Here is a 26047-nt window from a genome sequence, read left to right on the forward strand (position 1 = left end):
GAGTCAACAAAATCATTGCCGACGATGGGGAGGAATGTTCACCAATGTTGAAAATTTTTCACTTTAACGTGATTGACGTTTGCCAACGACCCGGGCTATTCCTGGCGGTCGTTTGAGTGCATAAACTTCAGTTGGTTATGGAAGAGAAAATATTTTGAATATTGAAAAATGAGATCAAATCAAAAAAGACCAAACCAGTTGGACACGTTTGGAGATTTAACTGATTGCCTTTCTTGAATAAGTTCGGCTATCTTATCAAACCCTTTGCGCACTGCCAACTCATAGGCTGTCATCCCATATATATTCTTGATATCTAATTTTAAATTTGGGATTTGAAGTAACTTCTCGGTTACGCCAAAAAACTCATGGGCTACCGAAAAATGCAGCGCAGTATTATTTTGCCGGTCAATTAGGTTAACGTCTACACCTCTTTTCGCTAAATCCTCAATAAGATAGTGATAAGGACTCAATATAGCCAAATGCAATAATGTCTCTTTGTTATTGTTCTGGTGGTTTATTGCAATAGATTCTTTATCAAGGAATAGATCAATGATAGCTTTATTTATACCATTATGCTTTTTAGCAAAAGCATGTCTTAAAGCCAGATCCCCATTTTCATCACAGACATTAACATTAATTCTTTTATGATCCAGCAGTGTCTTCACAATGTCGAAATTACCACATTTCACCGCATAGTGCAGGAGAGGGAGATAATTTTGATCATCATCATCGAGATCGCTGATATTACAATTGTCATCCAAATCAATGCCTGGCATGTCAAGAAGTTTAGTTAATGTACTTATATCATTATTCTTAATAGCATAATGTAACGGCGTATATCCCTCTTTATTCCTGGCATTAATATCTACACTTTCAATCTTAAGTAGAATGCTACATATATCACTTTTCTGGCTTTGAACCGCTCAATGCAACAAGTTATTATCTGTCTTATCCTCTTTAACAAGAAAATAGTTAATATTCATTAAACGCAGAAGATTAATACTCTGACAATCACCCTTATCAACCAGCGAAAACATAGCTCCAGCTAAATCTTTACCAGTCGCTAACTCAATGTTACGCACGGCTTGGGATAAGAAGAGATGAGACGTCGCTGCCAACGGCAGTGATTCCGAGATTGACATATTCTTTAATATTTTACCAATAATTTCTACAGGCAACCTATCAAAATAAGTGATATTATTATTCTTCATGGTGTGAGCGCTATTTTGTACGCCTATTGGCGGCTTTTGCCATAAGCTGAAACTTTGCGTATTGGGATCATACATTATATAATTTCCACTAGGACTGGAAGCAGTAGTACTAATCATCATTTGATATTTCTCATTTATTTAATATTATTTTATCTAAATTAAATATTTAACTTATATATACATGAAAAAAAAATAATATGGCAAATTATGAATTTTTTAAAATATTAATCAATTATCTCATTTGCCGCTAGATTCCGTTCGAGCAGGCCAATTAATTAACCTGTCATATCATGGTATCGATAGCAACTGTTCAACACAGATATTATCGCCGATTTTTGAACAAGAGAAATGAACAAATCGGGCGGAGAAAACGTTCGGCAAAAAATGTTAAACTCGGTTGAAGTCGATTTGGTAGCACCGGCGGTACCGGAGCGTTTATTAACAGAGGACCGTCGTGAGCTCACCTTACTATTCAAAGCAAACGTTATTCAAATTTGCTTTCAGCCATTTGTCGCCGCGTCGCCATCTTACTGCAGCTTAGATCAGCCAAGGTGTATATCTTGATATCAGTGTTTGTGATTGCGTAAAAATTCTTGAGCGCTCATGATTTTTTTCCACTTAACCCCTCAAATAATTTTCCTGTCTCGCGATGACCCTTCCTCTACGCCATGAGTTGTAGATTTTGTATACGATATTGACTTAACCCCGTCTTAATTTGAGGATGACGGCTTGCGGAATTTGCCCTCGGGCGGCATTTGCACCACCCGGCAAATTGATTTACAACAGCTGCGCCAACCTGTTGAGATCCGACTGGATAGCGCCGGCGGTGACGTCCCGCCCCGCCCCTGGCCCGCGAATCACCAGCGGGTTATCCCGATACCAGCGGCTCTCGATGGCAAACACGTTGTCGCAGGGCAGCAATGCCGCCAGCGGATGCTCCCGGCGTACCGCCTCGACCCCGACGCGGGCCTTGCCATTGGCGTCAAAGCGCGCCACATAGCGCAAAACCAGACCCAATTCGCTGGCCGCCTCCAGCCGCCGGGTCATTTCTTCATTCAGGGCATCGCCATCTTCGAAAAACTGATCCACCGAGCCGCTTTCGCTGCTTGCGGAAACCAACGATTCCACCCGCACCTGATTCGGCTCGATGTCGTAACCCGCTTCCCGGGCCAGTATCACCAGCTTGCGCATGACATCCTGGCCGGACAGGTCCACCCTGGGATCGGGTTCGGTAAGACCTTGTTGCCAGGCTTGCTCAACCAAATCGGTAAAGGGCACCGTACCGTCGAATTGTAAAAACAGCCAGGAAAGCGTGCCGGAAAAAATACCGCTGATGGACAGGATACTGTCGCCGCTGTCACGCAGGTCGCGCACCGTATGGTTAACCGGTAGACCGGCGCCAACCGTGGCGTTATAGAGCCAATGCCGCCCCGTTTTGGCAAAAGCGTCGCGAATTTGGCGATAATTATCTCCGCTGGAGGCCCCCGCCAGTTTATTGGCGCTGATGACATGAAAACCGTAGCTGGCGAAATCAAGATATTGATCCGCCAGGATTTCGCTGGCGGTCACATCCAGCACCACCAGATCGTCATAGGGATGAGCGCGCATCCAGAGAAACAGTTCTTCCGGATCCTGCTCAACGGCTTCATCGTTGAAGAAGGCCAGCGCCCGGCTGGCGTTGAGTCCCTCATAGTCAAGGAGGCTGCGCTGGCTGTCCACTACGCCGCTGAGGATAAATTCAAAGCCGGTACGGGCCGACAGGCTTTCCTGTTCGCGGGCAAACAGCTCCAGCCAGCGGGAGCCGATATTGCCTTTGCCGAACAGCACCAGGCCGATGCGCTTTTCAGCGCGAAACAGCGAGGTATGCAAGCCCTGAATGACATGTTCGGTGGGACCGACGCGCAATACCGCCACCAGGCTGATGCCGTCTTCCGCCTGCCAGAAAAACTCCACCGGCTGATATTTAAGCTGCTGATAAAAACGGTGGCAGTGCAGGGGGTTTTTGGCGACGCCGGCCCCCACCATAGCCACCAGCGCCAATCCTTCGCGCAGCTGCAATTGACCGGGCAGCTCCGCCTTTTCCAGTACCTGATAGACACTGCCGGCCACTTCGGCGGTATAGCAAAGCTGAATCAACCGACGATCGCGATGGACCCCCATGGCCAACGGTTTGATTTGCGTTCTTTTCAGAGCCGCATCAATCTCTTTTTGCGCCTGGCTGAAATCATGCTGCGGCGCAACCGACAGCTCAATCAGGCAAACATCATCATGGCTGGTGACAATTTTGGCGCCGGTGCCTGACGCCAGCACCCTTTCTATACGGGTCGATCCCTGTTCCGGCTGATAGCTGCAGCGCAGCATCAGGTCGATATCGCTGCCGGACACCGGCTGCAAGGTACGGGTATGGAGGACCGGCGCGGCCAACCGCGCCAATTCGCTGGCTTCATCAAGACGCAGCAGCGGCAGCAGACAGGCATCCTTGACCTTGCGCGGATCGGCGCTGTACACCCCCGCCACATCACTCCAGATGGTGACTCGCGTTACCCCCGCCAGGGCGCCGATTTGGGTGGCGGAATAATCGCTGCCGTTACGCCCCAGCAATACCGTATCCCCCGCCTGGTTACGGCTGATAAATCCGGTTACCACCAGGCGCTTGTTGGGATATTGGGTCAAGATCCGCTGTAACAGCGGCCAGGAGAGGGCTTCGTCCACCTGCGGCTGTGCGGCATATTCGGCACGCAGGAAATCACGGGCATCTAGCCAGGCCGCATCGATATCCTGATGGTTGAGCACCGCGGCCATCAGCCGCGCAGACCAGATTTCCCCGTGTCCCACCACTTCGGCATAGACGGCTTCGGTCATCTTGCCGTCCAGCAAGACCGCCAGGCGCTCGAGATCGCGCACAAACTCGGCGAACATCGCATCCGCCTGATCGGAGGGTAGCAGGCCGCTTATCAGTTGATGCTGATAACGACGGAGAGTTTGCTGGATCTGATGCGCGGAGATACGATCGCTCTGGCTGAATTTAAGCCAACTAATTAGCTGGTTAGTGGTGCTTCCCGCTGCGGAGACTACCATCAGATCGCCGGGTTGGCTGTATTCGGCCATAATACCCGCCACCCGTTGATAACATTTCACATCCGCCAGACTGCTGCCGCCGAATTTATGCAGTTGCCTGCCCACCGGGCGTCCAATCGTCCCTAAAGCACTCATACTTACCTCTTAGTCGCTGCCTGGAAGGCTTGTTCCAAATCAGCTATCAAATCTTCACTGTCTTCGATACCCACCGACAGACGCAATAGGGTTTCGCCGATACCGGCCGCCGCGCGCGCTTCCGGCGCCATGCCGGCATGGGTCATGGTCGCCGCATGGGAAATCAGGCTCTCCACACCGCCAAGGGATTCCGCCAGTGTGAACAGCTCCAGGCTGGACAAAAAGCGTCGCAACACGGCTTCGTCGCCATCCAGTTCAAAGCTCAGCATGGCGCCGAAGCCCGACTGCTGGCGGCAGGCGATTTCATGGCCGGGATTGCCGGGCAACCCGGGATAATACAGTTTTTTTACCAGCGGCTGCCGCTGCAAGTAGTCCACTATATCCTGGGCATTGCTTTGCTGCTGCCGAATGCGCGGATTCAGGGTACGAATCCCGCGCAGCAGCAGATAGCTGTCGAATGCGCCGCCCGTGACGCCGATGTTATTGGCCCACCAGGCCAGTTCGGTGGCGAGGGCTTCATCTTTGGCAATCACCGCGCCGGCCACCACATCGGAATGTCCGTTCAGGTATTTGGTGCAGGAATGCACCACCAGATCGGCGCCCAATGTGAGCGGTTGCTGCAGCGCCGGACTCATAAAGGTATTATCCGCCACGCAGATGGCGCCGGCCTCATGGGCAGCCCGGCAAATCGCGGCGATATCCACTACCCTCAGCAACGGATTGCTCGGCGTCTCAATCAGCACCAGCTTGGGATGTTCGGCCAGTGCCGCCCTCAGCGCCGCTTCATCACCCTGATCGACGAATTTTACCCGATACGCGCCGCGTTTGCTCAGACTATCGAACAGGCGATAGCTTCCGCCATAACAATCATGAGGCGCCACCAGCAAATCGCCGGGCTGAAGGAAGACCGTGCAAACCAGATGTATCGCCGACATACCGCTGCTGGTCAGTACCGCGCCGGCGCCATTCTCCAAATCAGCCAAGGCCCGCTGCACGATATCACGGGTCGGATTGCCCCGCCGGGAGTAGTCATGCGCGCGGGGTTGATTGAAATCCACAAAGTTATAGGTGCTGGAAAGCGTGATTGGCGGAACAACGCAACCGAACTGTTCATCATCATTAAGCCCGCTGCGAACTGCGATTGTGGCCTGTTTGCGCGTCATGTACTCACATCCTGATCAGTGCTGGAGAGTGGAGGTAAAAGAGTAACCTCCTCTTAGATAGACGTCAATACATCTGGACATCTAAACTTCTTAGCGTATAGATTGAGCAAATTATCAATAACAGCTAAAATTATGCGGGTTTAAAGTGTTAAAATCTAATCTCTCTTTTACCGTGGGTAATGGTAGCGGTCGAGTGCGTTATGATAGGAAAAGCTGATAAGTCGCAAAATAAGCGGGCGTGGAGTAGTGAGTAACACGAAGTTCCGGCATAATTGGCTCGTTTTTAGCGAATTTTAATCATTTTATGAGAAATTAAGGTATCCCATGGCGGAATGGAAAGGCGAATATGTCAGCCCTTATGCTGAACATGGTAAAAAAAGTGAGCAGGTTAAAAAAATTACGGTATCCATTCCGCTGAAGGTTCTGAAAATTCTTACTGACGAAAGAACCCGGCGGCAGGTTAATAATTTACGTCACGCCACCAACAGTGAACTGCTTTGCGAAGCCTTCCTGCACGCATTCACCGGACAGCCATTGCCCGATGATAACGATCTTCGCAAAGAGCGAAACGATGAAATACCGGAAGTAGCCAAAGAGATGATGCGCGAAATGGGTATTGATCCTGAGACCTGGGATTATTAACGCATTATATGCCGTAACAGCGCGCTTGGCGTAATTGCCGATTTGTCCCGGGCGTTCACGGGATTAATTCCATGAGCCTGACGAACCGGCGGAATTCTCTCTGGAAAAGATGCAACACAGGCTCGGCCGGCATATGAAAATACAAGAAATAGTATCCGGCCGCCGGCGTTCATTCCAAATCGGTCATCAAGGCAAAGCGGTTGAGCAACTGGCTAAAACGCCGTTCAATCTGCTGACGCAAAACAGGCGACGGCTCCTCTCCCGTCTGGATCTGCTCATGATATTGCCGCAATAGTTCTTCCAGCGGCAGTGTGCGATGTAATGGTTGCTGGATGGAGAAGACCGCGGTTTTAAGGGCCGACACCGTCATGTAGCGGCCCTTGGATTGCTCCAGCTGGTTTAATTGTTGCCCCAGTTGTTCCAGGCGTGTACGCGCCAAAAAAAAATTTGCCAATTCTTCTTCGGGCGTTGCATTGGCCAAACGCTGCCGGCGCCAATCAGCGGAGAGGCGCTTGATCCGCTCGCTATAAGGCCATAATTGACGAGCCTGCGCTAATAAGCCATCGCCGTGGCGGTGCGCCCATAATGGCGGCAGTCCCCCCAGCTGTTCCAACCGTGCCCCGGTGGCCTGTATCACCGCCGGCTTGGCCTGCGCCCGCTCCGCCGGCGAATGATGTTGCTCCAGGACATTGATTCTGCGTGACGGTAACGCGGCCGGCAAGGGTTGCGTTGTTGCCAGCAGGGTTTGGTCCAGGGTTTCTGCGGAATGCCGTTGTATCAGCATGCATCCCGCTACAGTCAGGGCAGTGATGAATATGCCTGCCGCAAAACCTTGCCAGGCTTTCCAGCGCGGCAGCCTAAGTTCGGCGACATGTATGCGCGGATGCGCCTGGTTTTTGGTTTCGGCAATATAGATGAGGGGTTCACTTTGCAATCCGGTCATGGAAGAGATGGCCGAAAGGTGATTAGACCCGCCGGGCAGCGGCGGGTTATCCGCCCTGATAGAGGAATCGTCGGTATGTTCCAGACGCAGCGCGGTATCATGGATGGTTTGCCGCAAGATATCCAATTTGCAAAGATGATTGAGTTCGAGAGTGCGCAACGCATCGCAAATCGTCTCCATCCCCCGATCGGCACGGTATAACAGGGCCAAATCTCCGTAGTCCACGTGGATCATACGCCAGACCTGCTGCAACCGCTCGCAGAGACCCGCCAGCAGCGCCACTCTTGCATGGGTTGGCCGGGGCCAGAAAACTGCCCATTGCTGGATAACCAATGCCGCTATCAGTTCAACGCCCTCGCACAATCCCGCCAGACCCGCCACTCGGGCTCGCGCCAACGTAAAATCCACCGCGGTATGCAGTTCAACGCCGTTTCGGCGGAACAGCGCCAGGCAAAGTTGTTCAATGCGTAACCAGTCCACGTCCGGGCGGGCGGGATGATGTAATTTATCCAACTCATCACGCAATGCGGTAAATTCGGTAAAACCACGGGGATCGCCGCCGGTGCTGACCCTATGGCCAGTGGTCATCAATGACATAACGCCTCTGTCTAAATTATTAATTTCAGTGAATTAAAGCTGTTTCAGACGGCCGGTAATTCTGCACTTCCGGCATGAATTCACCACCGGCCCCCGCCTTGGGCGGCCAGTCTGAAACCAGAGCAAATGCAAGACGAAACGCATTATCAGATTAAAAAGCGCTGTTGCCGGAGATGGCGAACAAGCATTTTACCTTGAGCGCTAAAGGTGGTACCGAAGGTGATTGGGCCGATGCCTTTGAGTTCCGCTTCAATGGAATATTCCAACTGCCCCGGAAGACATTGTGGCAACAGACTAATGGCAACGCCTTCCAGGCGCGGCTCGTATTTCAGCAGTACTAATGTCATGGTGGTTAGCAGGCCATATGCCGAGCCGGGCATGCCCTGCAGGATTTGACTCATATCCGGCAGACCGTAATCCGGCAAATGGCTGAGAGTGCCGGCCCGGCAATTAAGAATGCGCTGCAGATTGTCCAGCACGGAGAGGATGACCTGATCGCTGCCGCTAATTTGATGCAGTTCCATCTCGCCGCTGAAATTGTGCATCATCATTTCATAGAGCGAGGGATTTTGATGTTGCATTTTTTACTCCTTCGGCGCTTTCAGGCTCAGGGTATTCTCCCCCAGTTCAATCACGCGTGGGCTATCCGGATCCAACTGCTCACGGGGGATAATAATCCGCCAGGTGTTCTTTACCGTATCCGGCGAGCGGAACAACCCTACCACCGCCACACACTTCGCCTCTTTTTCCATTGGCATATTGAGCTGTGCGCCTTCGCCCGGCTTCACCACCACTTCCCGCCAAGACAAAAGATCTTCCCGCAGCAAGGTTTCACCATCGGTCAGCAGGCGTTGGTAGGTCGCTTTATCTACCTTGCTACCGTCGCGAAGCTGATAGACCCGTACCATAGTCGGTACCGACAGGGCAGTCATATCCGTTTCATCAGTATTCAATGACGCCCGAGCGCTGAAATCCAGATACAGCGTCTTGATTTGTTTGTAGAAAATGGCTTTAGCGACGGAACCGGTGCCGTCCACCACGCTTTGCGTCAGACCGCAGCCGCTCAGCGAAGAAATGATAAAGGTTAATACAAGCGGCGTTTTAAAAGCGATAACGGACATTCTGACACTCCATTGCAACGGTATTCGGCTGTAATCCCTGATAGCGCCCCAGGCCGATGGTGATGGCAGCAGGTATAGCCGACGAGGGTTCGGCGGGCCTCAGTCCAAGTACGCCGGTTAACCCCAATTGCACCTGTTTTCCGCCCAGTACCGGCGCCGGTAAACAGCAGCTGGACAGCCTCAGCTTTAAACGGATCGAACAACGCCAGCCCAGATAAACCCTCAGCAAAACCAGAAAATCCCGCTGCAAGGGGCCGCCCGGCAACCAGTCCCGCGCCTCATTGGGATTTTCCGTTGCTAACGTCAGTAACAGTTGGCTGTTGACATCCCACCCCGAGCCGCCAAGCACCACCCGTTGACTTAGATTTACCCTACGGGTTTTATCCAGGGCCGCCGCGGGAGTCAGGGTGATTTTTTGCGGCCAGTGAGGTGTCACCGAAGCGACAGTATCGGGTGCCAGCAGGGCTACCAGCGCTACCATTCCTTCCGCGGTGCGGGTCGGCAGACGCATCAGGCCAAGCAGCGCCAGAAATCGCGACATCGGTGTGGCGATATGAGCTGCCGTCCCCGGTATCCCCAGGCCAATTAGCCCCAGCAGACATTGGGAGATGGCATCCGTGCCGCCGGCGGCAAACGTGGCCGGATAGGAATACTTGCGCCAGATACGGTAAAATTGAGTAAAGATGCGGTGGTTAAAGATATCGAGGAAGGCTTCAAGGGCCTCATGCCCTTCCCGCTGGCGGGTGATATCATCCAGGTACGGCGTCGGTAACGGCGAATCCACGCCGTACAATCCGAGAAAGGAGGTTCGTACCGTGGCCGGGCGTCCGGGGCGTTCTCCATCGGTCTCGATGGCTTTCAATTCGCTGACCGGAAACCCCATGCCGGGATGAGGCCTGAAACGCACCGGATCGTTTGCCGGGTCGGCGGTACTGCCCAAAGGAAGGCTATCCGGCACGGCCAGTTCCACCAGTTGGCAAAAACGGTATACATCCACCTCAGCCATCCGATCGGCCATCGCTTCAACCAGCCGGGTAGCCCTCAGCCGGGCACCCGCTGACTGTGGTTCTCTTTCCATCGCAAACATGTTCCCAAGGGTTGAAGATTTAGCGTTAGCCGGGTAAAGAGATGGACATCAGCGTACAGCGCAAAGAAACGGCTGAGCATCTCGCCGAACAGGCTGATATCCCCTTCGCCGGCAAAACCGTTGCTATCAAGAGTGATTTCGATGTCGACGCCTCGCAGCAGGAAGCCTTTTTCGAATCGTTGTGCCAAATGGTGTTTCACCTCGACTATGGCGGCCAGGCGACGGCGGTTGAGTTCATCTTCCGTCCAGTCATAAAGCGCCAGCGTGCCCCGCAGCACTTCAGCATTGTCCATCATCGACAGGAAATTCGATCCCAGATGACTCAATACCCGCCAGTGGAAGCGATCCCGGTTCGGAGGATAACAAGGATGGGTGGGCGCGCACAGATTGCGCACGGCGAGGCCCGTTTGCGTGGATTGCACTACCGTATCCAGCAGAGTGCTTTGCAACGCCTTGCGGGGCAGTTGTCCGTTAGTGCCGGTCAATGTCAGAGACAGACACTCATTGGCGCTGAGTTTGTCGGTGTCGAACGCCTCGCCGCCCAAAATCAGCCAGGTATCGTGTATACCGCTGGCGCCGCGTTTGACGCGGGAATGGAAATAGCGCTCCGGCGCCTGCGCACGCAGCATGCCACCCTTGTGGCGAAAGCTGCTGAACGGTACGTATTCTTGATGTCCGCTGTGTTTGGAGGAAATCACGCTGTCCACTGAATAGATTTCAGTATGGCCGTCCTGCATGCGCATGGGCCGCAGCAGATAATCGGTTGCCAACGGAGAAAGCGTCAACGGATCGGCCTCGAGGGGAAACAGGTTTATCACCGGCACGCAGTGCAGGCGGATACTTGTGGTATCGATCCGCAAGTCATGGCGCCATTGCTCGCTAAGCACCACGTCCAGCTCAAACCAGGGCATTCCCTGCGTTAAAACGATGTACTCCAGTCCGTGCAACGCCACGAACATGAATTTTTCCCGGAACGTGAAGTATTCAAGCAACAATTGGTAGCCGCTGAAGGCACAGTCCCCTTTCGGCCACAGCCGATCCCGGTCGCCAAACCCCAGCGGCGAAAAAAAGCCTTCCAGCGGCCGGCGGTCCGTGTCGCCGGGCAGCCGAATGTACATCCCCTGGGTTTTCAGCGTTAGCGCCCGATGCAGCGCGCAGGCCACCGTGCTGTCGGCATTGAGGTATAACGGCAGGCGGCACAGGTCAGTTTGGCTCCAATCCGCCAGTTCGCCGCAGCCGAACCGCAGCCGGATGACAGAGCGGCCGTCCGGTTCGGTAACAACGCCGGCCGATTCCACAGACAGCGGGGTTAACGTCATGTCCTGGGTGGTGGTGTAGCGGCAGCGTGTCCCCTGAGGCCCCATGGGCCTGGACATCACCTCGAACCCGCGGCCGACGGTCTCACTGTGCTTCATCAGGCGCCGGTCTGGCGTCAATTCAACGATGGATAGCGACGGTATGGTGCGTAGATAGTGCGGCCACAGCAGGCTCACCAGCCCTTCGGTCAGCTCGGGCAGATCATCATCAAGCTTTTCACGCAGCCGCCCCATCAGGAAGGCAAATCCCTCAAACAGGCGCTCTACATAGGGATCGCGCGCGCCGACCTTGTCGAGGTTGAGCATCGCCGCCCGGTCAGGGTGCGCTTCGGCGAATTCCTTGCCCGCCTCATGCAGATAGCGCATTTCGGCGTCAAAATAACGCAGGGTCAAATCATCCATGGGGAAAATTCTCATTAAAAGAGGGCAATATAAAAATCGGATTTGAAAGAAATCACGAGCAAAGGATGGCGGCCCGCACCGGATCGATAGCCACCAGCGCAGCCAATAGGGCTTCCATCCGCCGCGCCAGCGCCGTCTTGTCGGCATCGTTGCGCTGAGCTTTCAACCTCATAAGTTTCAGCAGCCGCGCTTTGACTTCAAAGCTCAGCTCCGGCTCCCAATCAGCTAACGGCAAACCGGCGGAGGTAGTGTTGAGCTCTCCCAACAGATGCAGAGCCAGGTCATTTTTGCCGTACTGCTCGGCCACCCTCGCCATCAATAAACGCAATAACCAGCGTTGGCGAACCGTTTGAGTGCCGGGCCGGGCCGCCAGCCATGCCAATGCGGCGTCCACTCCGTCGCTGTCCGCCTGGGCCAGTGCCTCGCTTTCCAAGGCCAGAATGTCATTGCCATCCGCCGGCGCCGTTACTGAGGTTACGGGTGCCCAATGCTCGGCACTCCCGCTGACCTGCTGGGCTATCCAACCGCGAGTCACATCGTCGGCAAACGGCGTGCCGTCATTCCAGCTCAGATTTTCCAGCCCGGGCAAGCGCGCCAGCAACATCCCGAGATCCTGCTTGACGAGATCCGCCCAACCGGAGAACGGCTGCCCCTGCTTGCTCAATGCCTGGCAGGCATACCATTGCAAATCCAGCCAAAAGTGGTTAACGCCCTCCGCATACATCCGCTCGACCTGTTCCAGCAGTTCGTCCCAGCTCTGCTGCAGATACAGGCGTTTAAGCTGGGCGCGACAGTCACTGCGCGGCGGGGTCAAGCGGGTATTGCCAGCCTTTTCCTGCTGCGGTAAAAGATGCACCGTGTCCCAACGCAGACTTTTCATCAGGCGGTGGCTTGCCAGCCAGCCTTGCGGCTGTTCGCGCAGGTAGCGCGAGAGCGCTTTTCCCTGTTCCAGCAGGTCGCGGCCCGACTGAACTTGACGCAATCCCGGCTTCAGCCCGGCGGAAGAGGAAAGCATTCCGGGGCCATCCACGGCGCTGTGTTGCGGCACCACCGCCTCCAGCCCACCCGATTGCGCCAGACGCAACTCCAATGCGCCGTATAGCGCCCCCAGGGCCGGCCGGTCAAGCTCAGACCATGCGCCGACAGCGTGTTCCAGCAGGGCCAGCGCCGCCACGATGCGCACCAGCTCGCTCTTCGCCACTTCCGGATAGCGGGCCAGACTATCCAGCATTTTGTTGCCCGCCAGCCATTCCAACGCCGTTCTGCGGCCGTTGGGACGAGCCGGCAGCACCCGTTCGCCAAAACGGTCGACCAGTCCGGCCAGCAGCATCAGCCCGTCAGCCAGCCCCGCCTCGCCGTCGCCATGCAGGCGCGCCCACAGATAATAGGTAGCAACGCGGACGTCCTTACAGACGGTGGTTAGCAGCGTCTCGGCCAACTGGCAGATGAGGCCGGTATCCGCCCCGGTGATTTTATTGACCTCCTCTCGCATGCGCTGGAAATCGTCGCAATAACACGGGTCATCGCCTACCGGGTTATCAGCGGAGAGAGGCAGCAACCATTTTTCCCACTGGACCATGTGCCCACGGGCCAGTTCAAGCGCGTTCCGTTCCGCCAGACAGGTAGTGATTAATGTTTGCAACATCACCCATCTCCTCCTATGGCCGCGGTATTTCGTGGCATTGTTCCACCGCCGGTATCAACATCGAATATTCGGGCCGGCAGTGAAAAACCCCGCAGCTTCAGCAGCGCCAAGGGTCCTTCGGCCAGTTCGGTGCGCAGGTTCCAGGTTAGCGGTAAATCATCCGGGCCGGTCAAGACCAGGCGGTAAAGGGTATCGCCGTCATCCAGCGCCGTGACCTTGGCTTGCTCCAGCAGGCGGATAAGCCCCCAGGTTCCTTGTTCATCGGCGAACAGGCGCGGGCCGGCGTTCACACTGCTCCAGCTCAGCATCACTCCTGGTTTGTCCGAAGCACCCGGCCAATGGAAATTTTGCCAGCTTTCCTTCTGGTTGAAGTACCTGAGCTTCTGACCATCGAGATTGAAGGTGGTTTCCACCACATCACGTACCGGTTTGGCCATCAGCTCGAAACTTATGCCCATACCGCCGTTAGTGTATAAAATGTCGGCAAGCTGACTAAGGTGGTTAACCGCCCGCAGGAAAGCCGGGTTAAAATGCAGCCCTTGGCTGTTCAGCTTGTCCGGCACCCAGCGATTGCCTTCCTTGTGCAATACTCCGCTTAACTGGCGGGTCAGGAACTGTTCGATGCGTCCGGATTCAGTGCGGACAAATTGCCCAAGCATCGGCAGAGACGCATCGCTGCGCGTGTCCGCAAACGGGTAGCGCCCATTGAAAGCCCGATCCCAATTATCCGCTATCGACGTTCGCCACTGCACATTCAGGCTGGCGGCGGATGGCTGCAGTACCTTCTGCCACGCCTGGGCCAGCGGCTGGACAAACACCGCCCGGCCAAAACCGCTCCACTCTTCCCCCAGGCTGGCGGCAAGCAGGCTGCCGTATTCCTGCGTGTCTGTCAGATCAATGCTCTTGCCTTGGAACACCGTCTGCGCCAATAGCTGGGTCATCTCCTGCGGGTCATTGGAGTTCGCCACCTGCTGGAGTTTGAGGCGCACCCTGGTGATACGGGTCAGGAAGGTTTGCAGGCTGAGAGAGCTGTCGCCGGTCATGACTCCCGCCGGGCTTCCCTTTCCCATCATTGCCAGCAGCGGGCCAAAGGTGCCGTCCAACGGACCGGTCAACCCCGCGGCGCGCTGGTCGATGGCGAGCAGGTCGTCTTTATGCAGCAGGCTCTGTACGGACTTCACCAGCGAATCTGACAAGGCCGCTCCCCGTTGTCCGGTTTGCCCCTGATAGCTAAGGGTGTTCATCAGGGCAATCAGCGGGGACTGACGCACATCGGCCATCAGGGTGAGCTGGTCGGTCACATCCGACAGATTTTTCGCCTGCTTCCATCGCAGACTATTGAGAAAATTCAGCCAGGCACCGCTGAAATCGGTAAAATAGCGTTCGGTAAGGCGTTCTTCAAGCGCTTCCGGCGACACCTCGGCCGTCACCGGATGTGTGGCGTCGCTGAGCACCCAGTCAATTTCCTCCCGGCGGGAGGCAACGGCCTCATCAATGGCCTTCTGCACCTGTCCTTCCCAGGCTTGACGGGTAAATACCCCCGGCACCACTTCGGTGGAGCTGAACAATCCCTGCGCGTCCCTATCTCCTACCATATGCATTAAGCCAAGTTCGGCGTAGTTGTTCGACACGGATTGCAGTATCTTCTGATAAAGCGTTGCCTCGGCGTTACGCTGCCCGATCTGCACCAGCAATAGCCGGCGCACCTGCGCCACCAGATCAGCATCGGGCACGATGCGCCATTCCGGGTGCTCCGCCAGATTCACGGCATAAAAACTCCATAGCCCCGGCGACAGGCTCCGCCATAAGCCGGTAGCAACCCCGGCACGGACCGGTTCGTTTTCTTCGAGGATTCGAGTCAAAAAGTCCGCATCGGCTTTTTCCGGATACGCCAGCATCAGGTAGGCTTTAAGCCGGCCGTAGCCCACCAGGGCTCGCTTGGCGCGTTGCGGACTGTGCGGCGGCAGGGCAACCAGTTCAGCGAGATGGAAGCTTAACTGTTTTGCCGCGCCGTCACGGACAAGGCGATTATTCATGGCGCCGTAGCGCGGCCATAAGGCGGCCGATAACATGCCGCTTTGATTTAAGCCAAAACGTTGATACCAGGGCGCCCCGTGCGAGGAAAGATACTGCAACCGCCCCAGTTCATTCGCCAGTTGACGAAGCGCCTTCAATTGTTCGCCGATGGGAACGTCTTCCCTCAGCGCCGTCAGTTGCTCCCTGGCGGTAACGATATGACTGCGGTTGGAGATAAAAGAGAGCAGGCTGCCGCCCCCCCACAGCAGCGTCAATCCCAGCACCGCATAAAAAGCGTTTCGCTCCCACGAAAAACCGGCGCGGCGGCCTCTGGCCGAACTATCGTTTACAATGCCTTGCCATGCCGGATCCGAACACCAACCGTGCCCCGTCCCGGACGCTTTGTCATTGACCGGCAGGCTGAACATCATGCCGCGCAGCGACAACGCGCAGGAGAAGTCTCGCCACAGCGGAACCAGCGCCTGCTGCCAGTGCGTTATACCCTCCCGCTCCAGATACAGTGACAAACGAAGCAGGAAATCATGTCGGGTAGTCGCCAACACCTGACCCATGCCCTCGCGGCGCAGCGGTGCAATCAGATCAAGCAAACGGGCGGATAAATATTCAGATGTACAGGCTGCCGGCAACAGGCATCCCACCGGCGCGCCAGGGCGATCTCCTTGCGCCCAGGCGCTGTCGCATACCTGCCACAGATAGAGCGGCGCCTGCCAGCCTAACCGCTGTCCCTGACGCAGAAGCTGGCGCAGACCAAGATAGATGTGCCTAGGCTGGGCGCCCTGGGTTTCAGTCACCGCCCAGACGATGCCGTCCAGGGGACGCCGCCGGCGCAACGCGCGAAGCCGGGCAATCAGTTCTTCATTCGGATCGGCTTGTACGCTGCCGCCCCACAGCAGCAATGTACTGTTGCCCTCCAGCCAGCGCTGCAATGTAAGACCGGGCGTGATGGCCTCTACCTGTTCAGGCTCGCCGATAACCAGCAGGATACGCACCTTGCGGCGCCAGAAACGACCGTGATGCAGGCGAAGGCCTTCCACCATAGGTTGGAGCGCATTTTCTTGCGCCTTTAACTGGGCAAGTCGCTGCTCCTGCTCAGGATATACCCCCGCTTTTTCTGCATCATTTTGAGCCTTCTTAAGAAGGTATAAAGGAACAATGATTGATATCAAGCGAATAAGAAGTATGAGAGTCAGAACAATAAACCACAGGGTTATCTTCTGTGCCCGACCGAGTATGCCAATGCCATCGCCGAAATAATCAATGCTCAGCCATAGACCAGATGCTATTGCAATAAAAAAAAGAATAGAACCTACCACTTTCCAGGGATTAGGCAGTATCATTATGCACCACCTCGGAAGATTGAATTGCATTAACCACCCAATTTTCTTCCCATCGCCCCAATACTATTTGATTTTCATTCATATGTTGAGCAATATCCGCAGCAACTCCTAATGCCATCCATCCTCCCAAGGGTCCCGTTTTCCCAACAAATTTTTCAAAATCTATAATATTTTCTGATAGGAATTCCATTATATATTTTCGGTGTTCTTGCAGGATCGTCATGTTGAATTCATTACTTTTCATATCCGCAAGCCATATTTTATTGGCTAGCCTGGACACATTTTGCATATTAAGCATAATGCTATATTTCGATTGGAAGTCATCGCTAATAGCATCCATTGTGCGGTAAACTTTAGCTTTACCCGACAATTTATGATCATCTGCCCAGTCGTCAGAAACGAAAACAAAGATTGCCGCCATTTCGGAACAATTGCACATTATTGGGAACTGGAGTGCGAGCAAAATATTTACATTTTCTTCAGAAGATTTTATCCAGTCATTTAATATCGTCTGGGGCAATGCTCTAACAATCTTGATGGATTGTTCAGGTCGAATTTCACCATTACTATCAACGAAGGCAGATCGAATAGCGTCGCAGATTTGAACGTCGTATTTTTCCTCTAGAGAAATAACAGTGATATACGGTTTAAAGGAATTTGGTAAATTCCTTAAAGTAGATGAAACAGAAGAAAGCAACGATAAAATTATTTTCCTAATCGTCAAGTCTGGAAATTGAGTTAATTTGTTGACTTGATTATACCTTACTTCTAATGAGTGGGCAGGATTAATCAAAGATGATGCGGTTAAACCCTCCGGTAAATACACCGTACTATTTATGACCATTAAATATCGGCTTGCCCAGCTTTGCCGGGCGGCTAACGCGTCTTTGTGTATTTGTTTGGTTTGGTTATACTGACTTACCCTATTACCATATAAAAGCAATTTAAAACCAAATAAGCCCGTCCAGATTAAAAGCAGTATGCCGAAGGTATATTGCCAAAAGGTCACGCTGCCCGTTTCAGTCCAACCCACGGGCCAAAAAAAATGTCCCATCAGGCAAATAACAGGAATTGAAATGAGCACGCCCCCCCACACTTTCAATGCTGTCAAAGCAGGGGAAGCTGTTGCAGGTAAAGTGAATATCTCCCACCCCATCGTATCATCCTAAACCGACGCCCGGCGTGCTTGAGATGACCACACAGCCGCATTCACAACGACAACCGTCCACGACAATCTCTTTGCCATCTGAGAACCACTCGGATGAGCCTTCGATAATAGAATTATTGCCATGGTCCGATATTGGACAACTGATCATATCACCTTTAAGAGCAACTTTTTCATTGTCTATTAACATGGAGGATGAGGCAGAAATCACTTCACCTCCGTGAGAGGTTTTATCGCTTAATAAAACAAAGCCTTTTGTCATACTCACTCCTTATATTATTAATAGTGTTAAAATTTTAGTTACAATTCAAATAAATAAAAAACCAGGTTTTTTATAAAAAATTAATATTTAATTTATTTTTAATGAATTACTCTTCAGAAAATGCGCTATGTCGACAAAAAAATTGTTACCATTCGCCGTAGGGGAACAGCATCATTGGTACTTAGGCTCGCAAAAGCATTATCTCCCCACTTACCCTCGCTGGCAGGATTAAGGCCGCCGGCTATCATGTGTCTGTCATTACAACTTACCACTCTCCATAAGGAAACTGTTTATCTTTTATAAAGTCCTTAGTATCTTGCGGAACTTGATATCCTACTATTTCAGGACACCATTTCATCTCCTTTTCAGAGACGCTGCTTCCTTCAGCAATAACAACCCTCTTTCCGTCAGGGCCCGGGTTTCTCAGCCAAGCTTTTATCGCTCCGCCTGGCGCCAGGCCGAAATAAACCACTCTTCGATACGCCCCTCTCATTCGACCTGAGTCCAAACGATAGAAAGCCTCTTCCTGCATCAAATCGCTCCCCTCCTTTGGAATGGTAATAGTGCTTTCATAGGTTTTTTGCTCCACTACCGAGAACCAGCATATGCTGAAAATCCAGGGCACTCCGGGGACAGCGTCATTGGTACTTATCATGGCAAAAGCATTATCTCCCCACTTTCCTTGGCTGGCAGGATTAAGGCCGCCGACACCCTTTAAAATCAAACCAGATTCGTATACATCACCCTTGGTGTTCATCATTCTTGCTATCCTTGGCTCTGCAGGAAACATATACGGGTCTACTATTGAATAATACCATTTCCCCGGCCATCCTGACGTGCCGGTTTTAATTGTCTCTTTATTACCGGCCTTACAGGAAATGAGTGAAAGCAATATTATAATTAATAATAGATACTTCATAATTTTTTTCCTTGTAAGTCATAAACGTTTCTTTTTCCATTCTCCGTAGGCCTGTTTGGAAAAAAAATAACGGCGAAACTTGCTCCATCATCAAAAATATCTTGCTGAGTTTTTGGGTTTTTCTTTATGGCTTTCCAATTTGCCGAGCAATGTATATATTTTTCTGCCAACAGAGCTAATTCATCGGAATTGAAAGGAATAATGTTTTCACCCTTCCTTATGGCTTTGCCTTGTGCGCGCGCTTTATCCATCAACGTATGCAGCACTGCCGGCACCGGATACCGATCGTTTATTTTACCCTTATCGAAAATACATCCCGCCTCTTCGGCCGCATCAAGCATCACCCGCAATATGGCTAATGACCAACCATTGGACACATTGCGCTGCATGCGTATGGCCGCACCAACATATTTCAACCTTCCCGATTGCTTTTCAGAAGGTACCGGCTCATCCCAAAGTTGAATCCAGGTATCCGCTTTTTGTAACATCGGTCCCCATATCGGATCGGCAAGTCGCGCCTTTTTTTCCAGCTCTGACCTTTTATAAGCGCTTGTAGAGTTGTTTTCCATTGATACCGGGACCGTATTGTACTCTGGGCGACTTATAAGGTAGTCTTCTGTTTCTAATGGATGATAACCGCCGCCAATATCGCTGTGCGCGCCTGGCAACGAGAGTTCCGGATAACCCGGCTTCACGCTGTTTAATGAAAAATTGTGCCTAAACTCATGCTCTGCAGTGATGTGAAAGACTCTTTTTGCTATGCCTACCGGAAGATAGATATTGACATCACCGGTATCTGAGCTGCTCGGGACAGGGGTGGCAACAGCTGCCACGGTATCAAATAACCCCATAAAACGTATAGAGTGATTGGCAAGATTTAAAATAGAAATTTCAGCGCTTTGAAAGATATCTGTTAGTGAGGAGAATAATTCATTATCTCGTTTTCTGATTCTATTAGAAAAATGGCGTGCGGCGGCGGCACCCCGGCTAAAACCAAAAATATCAAATTGAATTTTAACTATTTCCACATTTGTATAATATTCCAATGATACTGGTAAAGATTCTTTTATGACATCAATCGCCCGATTTGTTTTAGCGATAATACCGGTGCTGCTTCTTCCGGTAGCCATACCTATACTGGAATCAGACTCTCCATTAATAGTGCCTATACCTTCCACATAATATTTGAACTGAAGATTTTCTTCTGACGTCGAGAAATCTGGAACACTATCGTTTCTATATAAATTATATAAACAATGGATATTGGTATAAGAACCATCATAACTGATTCGCGCTATATCTCCCCGCAGGCCAAAACGATCTGCCTCGCAGGCATTTAAAATTCCTTGAGCCTCACTATCATTATAACCTACAGATTCCGCAGAGCAGTTCTTTTGACGCAGAGTCGAGTTAAACGCATTATTCCCGGTGCCGTCAAAAAACACCCCCAGCGTCAAGGTTATTTTTCTTTTCGGCATCGCCGAACATGACACCGGTATGCCTTTTGCAAAAGGTGCCGTATTTCCTGAACTGGTCACTACTGACTTTTCTTCGTTTTGTTGATTGTGTGGTTGTTGATTATCTTTCATATTATTGCTGTGGATATCGAATATTTCCGTGGCGGCATAAAAACAGACGACGCCTTATTATAGTCATCGTGCCGCAATGATCTTTGGTTAACGAATAATCGTCAAAATCATGAAAATTCAATGCTTATCTTTTCCGGAGATGACGTCGTAATTTCCATTGTTTTTCCCTCCATATCAGTGACGCCCTCAAATACCTTTCCTTCAGCGGTTGTTATGCGATAGCGTCTATTCGGCAGTACTTCCCCTGTTGTTTCATCCTTCGCGATAAAGAACTCGCTAAAGCCTGAAGGCAACGTAACCGTCGGCGCACTGTAGCTGGCGGCATTCATTTTTTGTACACAGGTTGATTTCAATAAAATATTATTCGGGCAACCCAATTCAATGTTTCCGCCTTTCATTCGAATATACGCATTCCCGCAATTCAGCAATAGTTCATCTTGGGCGGTGATCTGCACCTTACCTTCAACGCTTGCAATATCGATATTTTTTCCCGCTAAAACGGAGAGCGCATCATTTTGTGCTTGGATATCGACTTTGCCGCGATTAGCAAAGAGCTTCATTCCCTTATTTTTGGCGAACAGGCTAACTGCCTCACCCGCCGCGACCATAAATGTTTTCAGTACGCTGATATCAGCATTCTTTCCCGCCGTCAGCGACACCGAGCCTTGCCCTGATGAAAGCTGTACATTTTCCGGGCTAAGCACCGCAGCGCCATGGGGGGCATGGACCACAAGCCCGGCTTTGGCCAGTTGATGTAATGCTGAATTTAATCGCTGTTGTCCTGATTCTTCAGCCAGCTCGGCTTTAGCGAGTTCTGACGCCTGAGACAATGTTTTAACGATAGATAATGCCCTATCTAACTGCTCAATGGCCGCCTGCATATCCAGTTGATTTCCATTGGCCTTCGGCTGCGCATCGGCGCTGATGAAGATGCCCTTGGCCGCCCGTATTGCCCCGTGCAGGTCGGTTCGAATCTCAAACCCCTCGCCGCGGGGCTGCTTGCCGCTGTCCACCAGATGCCCCAGATTAAGCTGGGTTTTGCCGCCATACTCGGTGCTGAGCTTGATATGCTCCCGATCCCGCGTGTCGTCCAGCCGCAGTTTGTTGTTTGCCGGCGTGCGCAGCACGTTGCGCTTGTAGTTCTGCAGCGTGACGAGATCCGGGGTTTTGGAATCATGCAGGGCATAGGCGATATAGGGTTTGTCAGGATTGCCCTGTTCGAAGGCTATCGCCACTTCGGTGCCCGCCAACAGCGGCGTATGCAATCCATAGGTATCGCCGGCATAGGGCCGCGCCTGACGCAGCCACAGGCTCTCAAAGCCGGGTTGCCATTCATCACGATCGAAATCGAACGACACCCGGTAGCGTCCGTCACTGTCGATATGGCTGTAGGTGTCATTTACGCGCGTGCTGGTTACCCGGGCCGGCAAGGTGCCGGCCATTACCGGCTTCGCCGTCGGCTCGGGGCGGAAACAGACGATTTCCGAATAGGGGATGGCGGTAAACTCCACCTCAAGACCCCTGTCTCGCGCCGCACGGCTGCGGATGCCGGTTATCACCGCGCCTTCCTGGAATACACCCGGCGCATTCTCACCCCGGACCTTGAGTTCCTGGCCGGGAGCCAGTATGGCGGAGCTGGTAAAACCTTTCAGTTTGGTTTGCCGGTTCAGGTAGCGCTCATGGCGCAGCCGGGCGTAAAACGTTCCGCTTTCAGGCTCCGGGTCCGTCGCGTGTTTGTCGCCGATGGTGAGATAATTGTCCGCATAATGATAGGCTTCACCGTAGGTCGTCTTGTCCCCGCGGGTTACATCCGCCTCACCGTCCATAAGCGCCGAAGCATCGCGATAATTGTAGTCGCGGGTACTGACTCGGCCCTCCACCACCCGGTACGCCGTTTGCAAGTCCCAGACGCAGGAAGCCCCGCCGGCATCCAGGCCCGAGGGGTTACGTAGCGGCAGAAGCGAACCGGACCGATAGTGGCGCTGGTCGTCATAAAATTCCACCACGTCGATGTTGAGCCGCGGGTCGGCGGTGAAGAGAAACCAGATCCCCACTTCGGCCAGCAGACGACTGATAAAGGTCAAATCGTCCTCGCCGTATTGCATCACCAGTTCGCGTTTCGGGTAAACGCGGACCAAGGTGAATAAAAAGTCCTGGCCCTTAAAGCAGTGGCGGTCGCGCAATACCTTCTCCACAATTTCCGGTACGGATAAATGCTGGTAAATGCGGTGCTGCAGGCTGTTCCTCAGCAGAGCGAGGCGCGGGACCAAGGTAACTTCATAGCGGCTTTCGTCCCTGGAGGCGGAGAGGCGTTTAAATCCGGCAACCACGCCGTGGATCGAGCGTAACGGGGCCGCAGCCGGCGCCGGCAGTCCGAACTCCGGCAATACGGCAGGCGTTGCATTGAGGGTAAAAGTGGCATCCCGCATCAGCATTTGGGTTGAAGGAATATCCTTTGCCGGACTGGTGAGTTCGATACGGTAGCGAAACGGGCGGCTGAGATGCTCTTCGCCGGTAAACGCCAGCACATCCAGAGGCGTTTTATTGTCCCACACCAGGAGCTTATGCTGGCGATGCTCGAACGGCAGAATATTAGCGGCGTTTAACATGGCTTGCGCTCCTCGTGGCTAAAGTCCAGGGTAATGCCTTCATCTATGCTGTAGTCCAGTTTCAAGCCGAGCGGTTTGCGCAACTCGGCGTGACGCTGCAAAAGTTGCTGGCTCAGCACCGGTAAAATTTGTTGGTTCAGCAGGCTATCGATATTGCGCGCCCCGCTGTCCGGCAACAGGCAGGCGGCTGCCAGCGCCTCCGGCAGGCTGTCGGTGTATTCGCAGCGCAAACCGTAATGCTGGTGCAGGCGCCGGATTACCTGTTGCAATTTGATGTGGACAATGCGCTTCATGGCGGCGGCATCGAGCGAACGGTATATCAGGGTTTGGAAACGCGACAGCAGGGCGGGTTGAAAACGATCGCGCAAAATGGGGCGCAGCAGTTCGTGCAATGTGCTATCCGGTGCATCCGGCTGCTGTTCCAGCGCAGCCATCAGCCTATCGCTGCCGAGATTGGCGGTCATCATGATGACGGTATTGCGAAAATCGATCTCCCGTCCCTCGCCGTCCCTCATCACGCCCCGATCAAATACCTGATAGAACAGATTGAGTACGTCAGGGTGGGCTTTCTCCACCTCATCCAGCAGCACGACGCTGTAAGGACGTTTACGTACCGCCTCGGTGAGCACGCCGCCTTGGCCATACCCGACGTAGCCCGGCGGCGATCCCTTGAGCTGGGAAACGGTGTGAGGCTCTTGATATTCGGAAAGATTAATGGTTATCAAGGAACGGTTTCCGCCAAAAAGCGCATCGGCCAACGCCAGCGCGGTTTCTGTTTTGCCGGTGCCGCTCGATCCAACCAGCAGGAATACGCCTAAAGGACAGTTTTCAGGCGTCAACCCGGTTTTTGCCACCCGCAGCCGTTGCGCCAGGGACTCAATAGCGCGATGTTGACCGATGATCCTTTGCGACAGCGTGTTTTCCAGTCCCAGCAAATTGACCTGTTCATCTTTCAACAGACTGCCGAGGGGGATCCCGGTCCAATCCGCCACCACCGAGGCCACCATACGTACATTTACATCCGGCGATATCATTGGCGAATTACCCTGCAACAGCGCCAGCTTTTGCTGTAAAGCGTCGACATGGCCGTCGAGGATGTTATTCCCCCTGGCGGCCAGTAGCTGTTTCGTCAGCTCTTTCTCTTGTTGATAGCGTTCTTGGACGGCATTGAGCTTTTCGTGCAGCTTTTCACGGCGGATATCGATGTCAAGCAGCCGATCCGTGCCGGAGGTAAATCCGGTGGCTGAATCCTGTAGCAGTGACTCCCGTTCCATATCCAGCGCGGTAATCTGGTTTTGCAATTCCATGAGTTTATCCGGCCGGGTATTCAGGCTCATGTGTGCCCGCGCCCCGGCGGTATCAAGCAGGTCTACGGCCTTGTCGGGCAATTGCCGTCCGGTGAGATAACGGCGGGATAAGGCGACGGCGGCCCGTATCGCGTCGTCCTGGATATGCACGCCGTGATGGACGGCATAGCGCTCTTTGAGCCCGCGCAGCATCAGGCAGGCGGTGTCATCGTCCGGTTCGGCCACTTTCACCATTTGAAAACGCCGTTCCAAGGCGGCGTCACGTTCGAAATAGTGTTTATATTCCCCCCAGGTGGTGGCGGCGATAGTGCGAAGCTCGCCGCGGGCCAGCGCGGGTTTCAGCAGATTGGCGGCATCGGCGCCGCCCGCCTGGTTACCGGCGCCGATCAGGGTATGGGCTTCGTCGATAAACAGCAGTACCGGGCTGGGGGCATTTTGTACGGCCTCGATGATGTTTTTCAGACGCTGTTCAAATTCTCCTTTTACCCCCGCGCCAGCCTGAAGCAGACCTAGATCCAGGGTACGTACGCTGACGGATTTCAGGCTATCCGTCACCTCGCCGCTGATAATGCGCAGTGCCAGACCTTCAACCAGCGCGGTTTTACCCACGCCGGGCTCGCCCACCAGAATCGGATTGTTTTTGCGTCGCCGCGACAGGATATCGATCATCTGCCGGATTTCCGCGTCGCGCCCTAATACCGGGTCAATCTGCCCGGCACGGGCTTTGGCGGTTAAATCCAGCGTGAACTTGTCCAATATCTGTTGCGTCTGGGATACCGAAGGGGGATCTGTGGGCAGCGATGAAGACAGCATGGACGCAATGTCCGGCTGTGGGCACTGTGGCCGTTCATCCGATTGCATATCCAGCAGCGGCAGCAGACGGCTGAGCTGGGCATCGCCCAGGCCGGGCGGCAGCCAGGGCGTTTTGGTTTGCAACAACGAAGGCGTGGATATCAATGCAAACAGTAAATGCACCGAGCGTATTTGCTCAATGTTCTCTTGCAGCGAGGCCTCAAGCCAGGCCGATTTGATTAACCTCTGCAACGCATTGGAAAGCTGCGGTTTACTCTGGATGCTGCGGGGCAGCTTTTCAAGCTGTGATAACAGTCCCTGCCACAGGTCATCCATATCCCACTCATAGCGGCGGGCGATCACCGTGATATCCCCTTCTCCCTGCTCAAGCAGTTTGAGCAGCCAATGTTCGACGGTAATTTCCCCGTGGGCCCGCGTTTGGCATAAGGAGGCCGCGGCGGCTAAGGCTTCGGCGCAATAAGGGTTCAGTCGGCGCAATAACGGGGCACAATGGTTGTCCATATTGTCAGGTCTCGTCTCAGTGGCCTTGAAGGCGATAGCTACCGCACGGCCCGTGTCCCGGTCCGGTGAGGGAAGCATTGTGTATGGTCTTAGCTGAAGAGCGTTCCGGACGCCGCTCAGATAACGCCACTAAGGCCGCAGGCGGGCTTCCGCCTGCGAACCGGGTTA

The 26047-nt window shown here is 53.2% G+C and carries 18 protein-coding genes and 1 pseudogene; 1 reads left to right on the plus strand and 18 read right to left on the minus strand.

The window, feature by feature from the left end; all coding sequences use genetic code 11:
- Nucleotides 1–179: 179 nt before the first annotated feature.
- The 5 genes and pseudogenes from ACL2XO_RS27095 to metB all read right to left on the minus strand — a co-directional run bounded on the left by ACL2XO_RS27095 (nucleotide 180) and on the right by metB (nucleotide 5587).
- Entirely contained in the window at nucleotides 180–761 is a 582-nt protein-coding gene (locus ACL2XO_RS27095) for an ankyrin repeat domain-containing protein (RefSeq protein ID WP_413741948.1), read from the minus strand.
- 3 nt (nucleotides 762–764) lie between these two features.
- Nucleotides 765–911 (minus strand): annotated as a pseudogene (locus ACL2XO_RS27100) (ankyrin repeat domain-containing protein); the annotation flags it as partial.
- Nucleotides 912–923: 12 nt separating this feature from the next.
- Nucleotides 924–1286 carry a hypothetical protein gene (locus ACL2XO_RS27105; protein WP_413741949.1) on the minus strand — a complete coding sequence of 121 codons (363 nt, stop codon included), beginning with the start codon at nucleotides 1284–1286 and terminating at the stop codon, nucleotides 924–926.
- 702 nt (nucleotides 1287–1988) lie between these two features.
- Nucleotides 1989–4424, minus strand: coding sequence for a bifunctional aspartate kinase/homoserine dehydrogenase II (locus tag ACL2XO_RS27110; protein ID WP_413741950.1), 2436 nt, complete (start codon nucleotides 4422–4424; stop codon nucleotides 1989–1991).
- Between the two features lie 2 nt (nucleotides 4425–4426).
- On the minus strand, nucleotides 4427–5587 hold the full coding sequence (metB, locus tag ACL2XO_RS27115) for a cystathionine gamma-synthase (RefSeq protein WP_132924382.1): 1161 nt from the start codon (nucleotides 5585–5587) through the stop codon (nucleotides 4427–4429).
- A gap of 324 nt (nucleotides 5588–5911) precedes the next feature.
- On the opposite strand from metB, the gene metJ reads away from it, so the two are divergent.
- Nucleotides 5912–6229 carry a met regulon transcriptional regulator MetJ gene (metJ, locus tag ACL2XO_RS27120; protein WP_132924380.1) on the plus strand — a complete coding sequence of 106 codons (318 nt, stop codon included), beginning with the start codon at nucleotides 5912–5914 and terminating at the stop codon, nucleotides 6227–6229.
- Between the two features lie 169 nt (nucleotides 6230–6398).
- Here the strand turns inward: metJ and ACL2XO_RS27125 are convergent, their stop codons facing one another.
- The 13 genes from ACL2XO_RS27125 to tssH form a co-directional block, all read right to left on the minus strand.
- Nucleotides 6399–7769: a VasL domain-containing protein gene (locus tag ACL2XO_RS27125; protein ID WP_413741951.1), complete on the minus strand. Its 1371-nt coding sequence runs from the start codon at nucleotides 7767–7769 to the stop codon at nucleotides 6399–6401.
- Nucleotides 7770–7915: 146 nt separating this feature from the next.
- Entirely contained in the window at nucleotides 7916–8350 is a 435-nt protein-coding gene (gene tssE / locus ACL2XO_RS27130; protein WP_413726045.1) for a type VI secretion system baseplate subunit TssE, read from the minus strand.
- A 3-nt stretch (nucleotides 8351–8353) separates the two neighbouring features.
- Nucleotides 8354–8890, minus strand: coding sequence for a type VI secretion system lipoprotein TssJ (tssJ, locus tag ACL2XO_RS27135; RefSeq protein ID WP_413726046.1), 537 nt, complete (start codon nucleotides 8888–8890; stop codon nucleotides 8354–8356).
- Nucleotides 8871–9968 carry a type VI secretion system baseplate subunit TssG gene (gene tssG, locus ACL2XO_RS27140; RefSeq protein WP_413741952.1) on the minus strand — a complete coding sequence of 366 codons (1098 nt, stop codon included), beginning with the start codon at nucleotides 9966–9968 and terminating at the stop codon, nucleotides 8871–8873. The genes tssJ and tssG overlap by 20 nt, the downstream gene beginning before the upstream one ends.
- Nucleotides 9932–11695 (minus strand): type VI secretion system baseplate subunit TssF, encoded by a 1764-nt coding sequence (tssF, locus tag ACL2XO_RS27145; protein ID WP_413741953.1) that lies wholly within the window; start codon nucleotides 11693–11695, stop codon nucleotides 9932–9934. Before tssF ends, tssG begins: the two co-directional genes overlap by 37 nt.
- A gap of 52 nt (nucleotides 11696–11747) precedes the next feature.
- On the minus strand, nucleotides 11748–13340 hold the full coding sequence (tssA, locus tag ACL2XO_RS27150) for a type VI secretion system protein TssA (RefSeq protein WP_413741954.1): 1593 nt from the start codon (nucleotides 13338–13340) through the stop codon (nucleotides 11748–11750).
- Nucleotides 13340–16414 carry an ImcF-related family protein gene (locus tag ACL2XO_RS27155; protein WP_413741955.1) on the minus strand — a complete coding sequence of 1025 codons (3075 nt, stop codon included), beginning with the start codon at nucleotides 16412–16414 and terminating at the stop codon, nucleotides 13340–13342. Before ACL2XO_RS27155 ends, tssA begins: the two co-directional genes overlap by 1 nt.
- A 286-nt stretch (nucleotides 16415–16700) precedes the next feature.
- Nucleotides 16701–17870, minus strand: coding sequence for a hypothetical protein (locus ACL2XO_RS27160; protein WP_413726051.1), 1170 nt, complete (start codon nucleotides 17868–17870; stop codon nucleotides 16701–16703).
- Between the two features lie 4 nt (nucleotides 17871–17874).
- The gene (locus ACL2XO_RS27165; protein WP_413741956.1) at nucleotides 17875–18141 is read right to left on the minus strand and encodes a PAAR domain-containing protein; all 267 of its coding nucleotides are present in this window, start codon (nucleotides 18139–18141) and stop codon (nucleotides 17875–17877) included.
- A 265-nt stretch (nucleotides 18142–18406) separates the two neighbouring features.
- Nucleotides 18407–19060, minus strand: coding sequence for a DUF2931 family protein (locus ACL2XO_RS27170; protein WP_413741957.1), 654 nt, complete (start codon nucleotides 19058–19060; stop codon nucleotides 18407–18409).
- On the minus strand, nucleotides 19057–20649 hold the full coding sequence (locus tag ACL2XO_RS27175) for a T6SS phospholipase effector Tle1-like catalytic domain-containing protein (RefSeq protein ID WP_413741958.1): 1593 nt from the start codon (nucleotides 20647–20649) through the stop codon (nucleotides 19057–19059). The genes ACL2XO_RS27170 and ACL2XO_RS27175 overlap by 4 nt, the downstream gene beginning before the upstream one ends.
- A gap of 107 nt (nucleotides 20650–20756) precedes the next feature.
- Nucleotides 20757–23258 (minus strand): type VI secretion system Vgr family protein, encoded by a 2502-nt coding sequence (locus ACL2XO_RS27180; protein WP_413741959.1) that lies wholly within the window; start codon nucleotides 23256–23258, stop codon nucleotides 20757–20759.
- Nucleotides 23252–25879 carry a type VI secretion system ATPase TssH gene (gene tssH, locus ACL2XO_RS27185; protein WP_413741960.1) on the minus strand — a complete coding sequence of 876 codons (2628 nt, stop codon included), beginning with the start codon at nucleotides 25877–25879 and terminating at the stop codon, nucleotides 23252–23254. The genes ACL2XO_RS27180 and tssH overlap by 7 nt, the downstream gene beginning before the upstream one ends.
- Nucleotides 25880–26047: the final 168 nt, after the last annotated feature.

Origin of the sequence: Sodalis sp. RH15, assembly GCF_047324255.1 — a bacterium.
Lineage (GTDB): Bacteria > Pseudomonadota > Gammaproteobacteria > Enterobacterales > Enterobacteriaceae > Acerihabitans > Acerihabitans ligni.

What these genes read in the sequence shown, in the direction of transcription:
- ACL2XO_RS27105 (WP_413741949.1), bottom strand. Translation starts at nt 1,286, where the DNA reads ATGTATGATCCCAATACGCAAAGTTTCAGCTTATGGCAAAAGCCGCCA.
- ACL2XO_RS27110 (WP_413741950.1), bottom strand. Translation starts at nt 4,424, where the DNA reads ATGAGTGCTTTAGGGACGATTGGACGCCCGGTGGGCAGGCAACTGCAT.
- metB (WP_132924382.1), bottom strand. Translation starts at nt 5,587, where the DNA reads ATGACGCGCAAACAGGCCACAATCGCAGTTCGCAGCGGGCTTAATGAT.
- metJ (WP_132924380.1), top strand. Translation starts at nt 5,912, where the DNA reads ATGGCGGAATGGAAAGGCGAATATGTCAGCCCTTATGCTGAACATGGT.
- ACL2XO_RS27125 (WP_413741951.1), bottom strand. Translation starts at nt 7,769, where the DNA reads ATGTCATTGATGACCACTGGCCATAGGGTCAGCACCGGCGGCGATCCC.
- tssE (WP_413726045.1), bottom strand. Translation starts at nt 8,350, where the DNA reads ATGCAACATCAAAATCCCTCGCTCTATGAAATGATGATGCACAATTTC.
- tssJ (WP_413726046.1), bottom strand. Translation starts at nt 8,890, where the DNA reads ATGTCCGTTATCGCTTTTAAAACGCCGCTTGTATTAACCTTTATCATT.
- tssG (WP_413741952.1), bottom strand. Translation starts at nt 9,968, where the DNA reads ATGGAAAGAGAACCACAGTCAGCGGGTGCCCGGCTGAGGGCTACCCGG.
- tssF (WP_413741953.1), bottom strand. Translation starts at nt 11,695, where the DNA reads ATGGATGATTTGACCCTGCGTTATTTTGACGCCGAAATGCGCTATCTG.
- tssA (WP_413741954.1), bottom strand. Translation starts at nt 13,340, where the DNA reads ATGTTGCAAACATTAATCACTACCTGTCTGGCGGAACGGAACGCGCTT.
- ACL2XO_RS27155 (WP_413741955.1), bottom strand. Translation starts at nt 16,414, where the DNA reads ATGGTGGAAGGCCTTCGCCTGCATCACGGTCGTTTCTGGCGCCGCAAG.
- ACL2XO_RS27160 (WP_413726051.1), bottom strand. Translation starts at nt 17,870, where the DNA reads ATGGGGTGGGAGATATTCACTTTACCTGCAACAGCTTCCCCTGCTTTG.
- ACL2XO_RS27165 (WP_413741956.1), bottom strand. Translation starts at nt 18,141, where the DNA reads ATGACAAAAGGCTTTGTTTTATTAAGCGATAAAACCTCTCACGGAGGT.
- ACL2XO_RS27170 (WP_413741957.1), bottom strand. Translation starts at nt 19,060, where the DNA reads ATGAAGTATCTATTATTAATTATAATATTGCTTTCACTCATTTCCTGT.
- ACL2XO_RS27175 (WP_413741958.1), bottom strand. Translation starts at nt 20,649, where the DNA reads ATGAAAGATAATCAACAACCACACAATCAACAAAACGAAGAAAAGTCA.
- ACL2XO_RS27180 (WP_413741959.1), bottom strand. Translation starts at nt 23,258, where the DNA reads ATGTTAAACGCCGCTAATATTCTGCCGTTCGAGCATCGCCAGCATAAG.
- tssH (WP_413741960.1), bottom strand. Translation starts at nt 25,879, where the DNA reads ATGGACAACCATTGTGCCCCGTTATTGCGCCGACTGAACCCTTATTGC.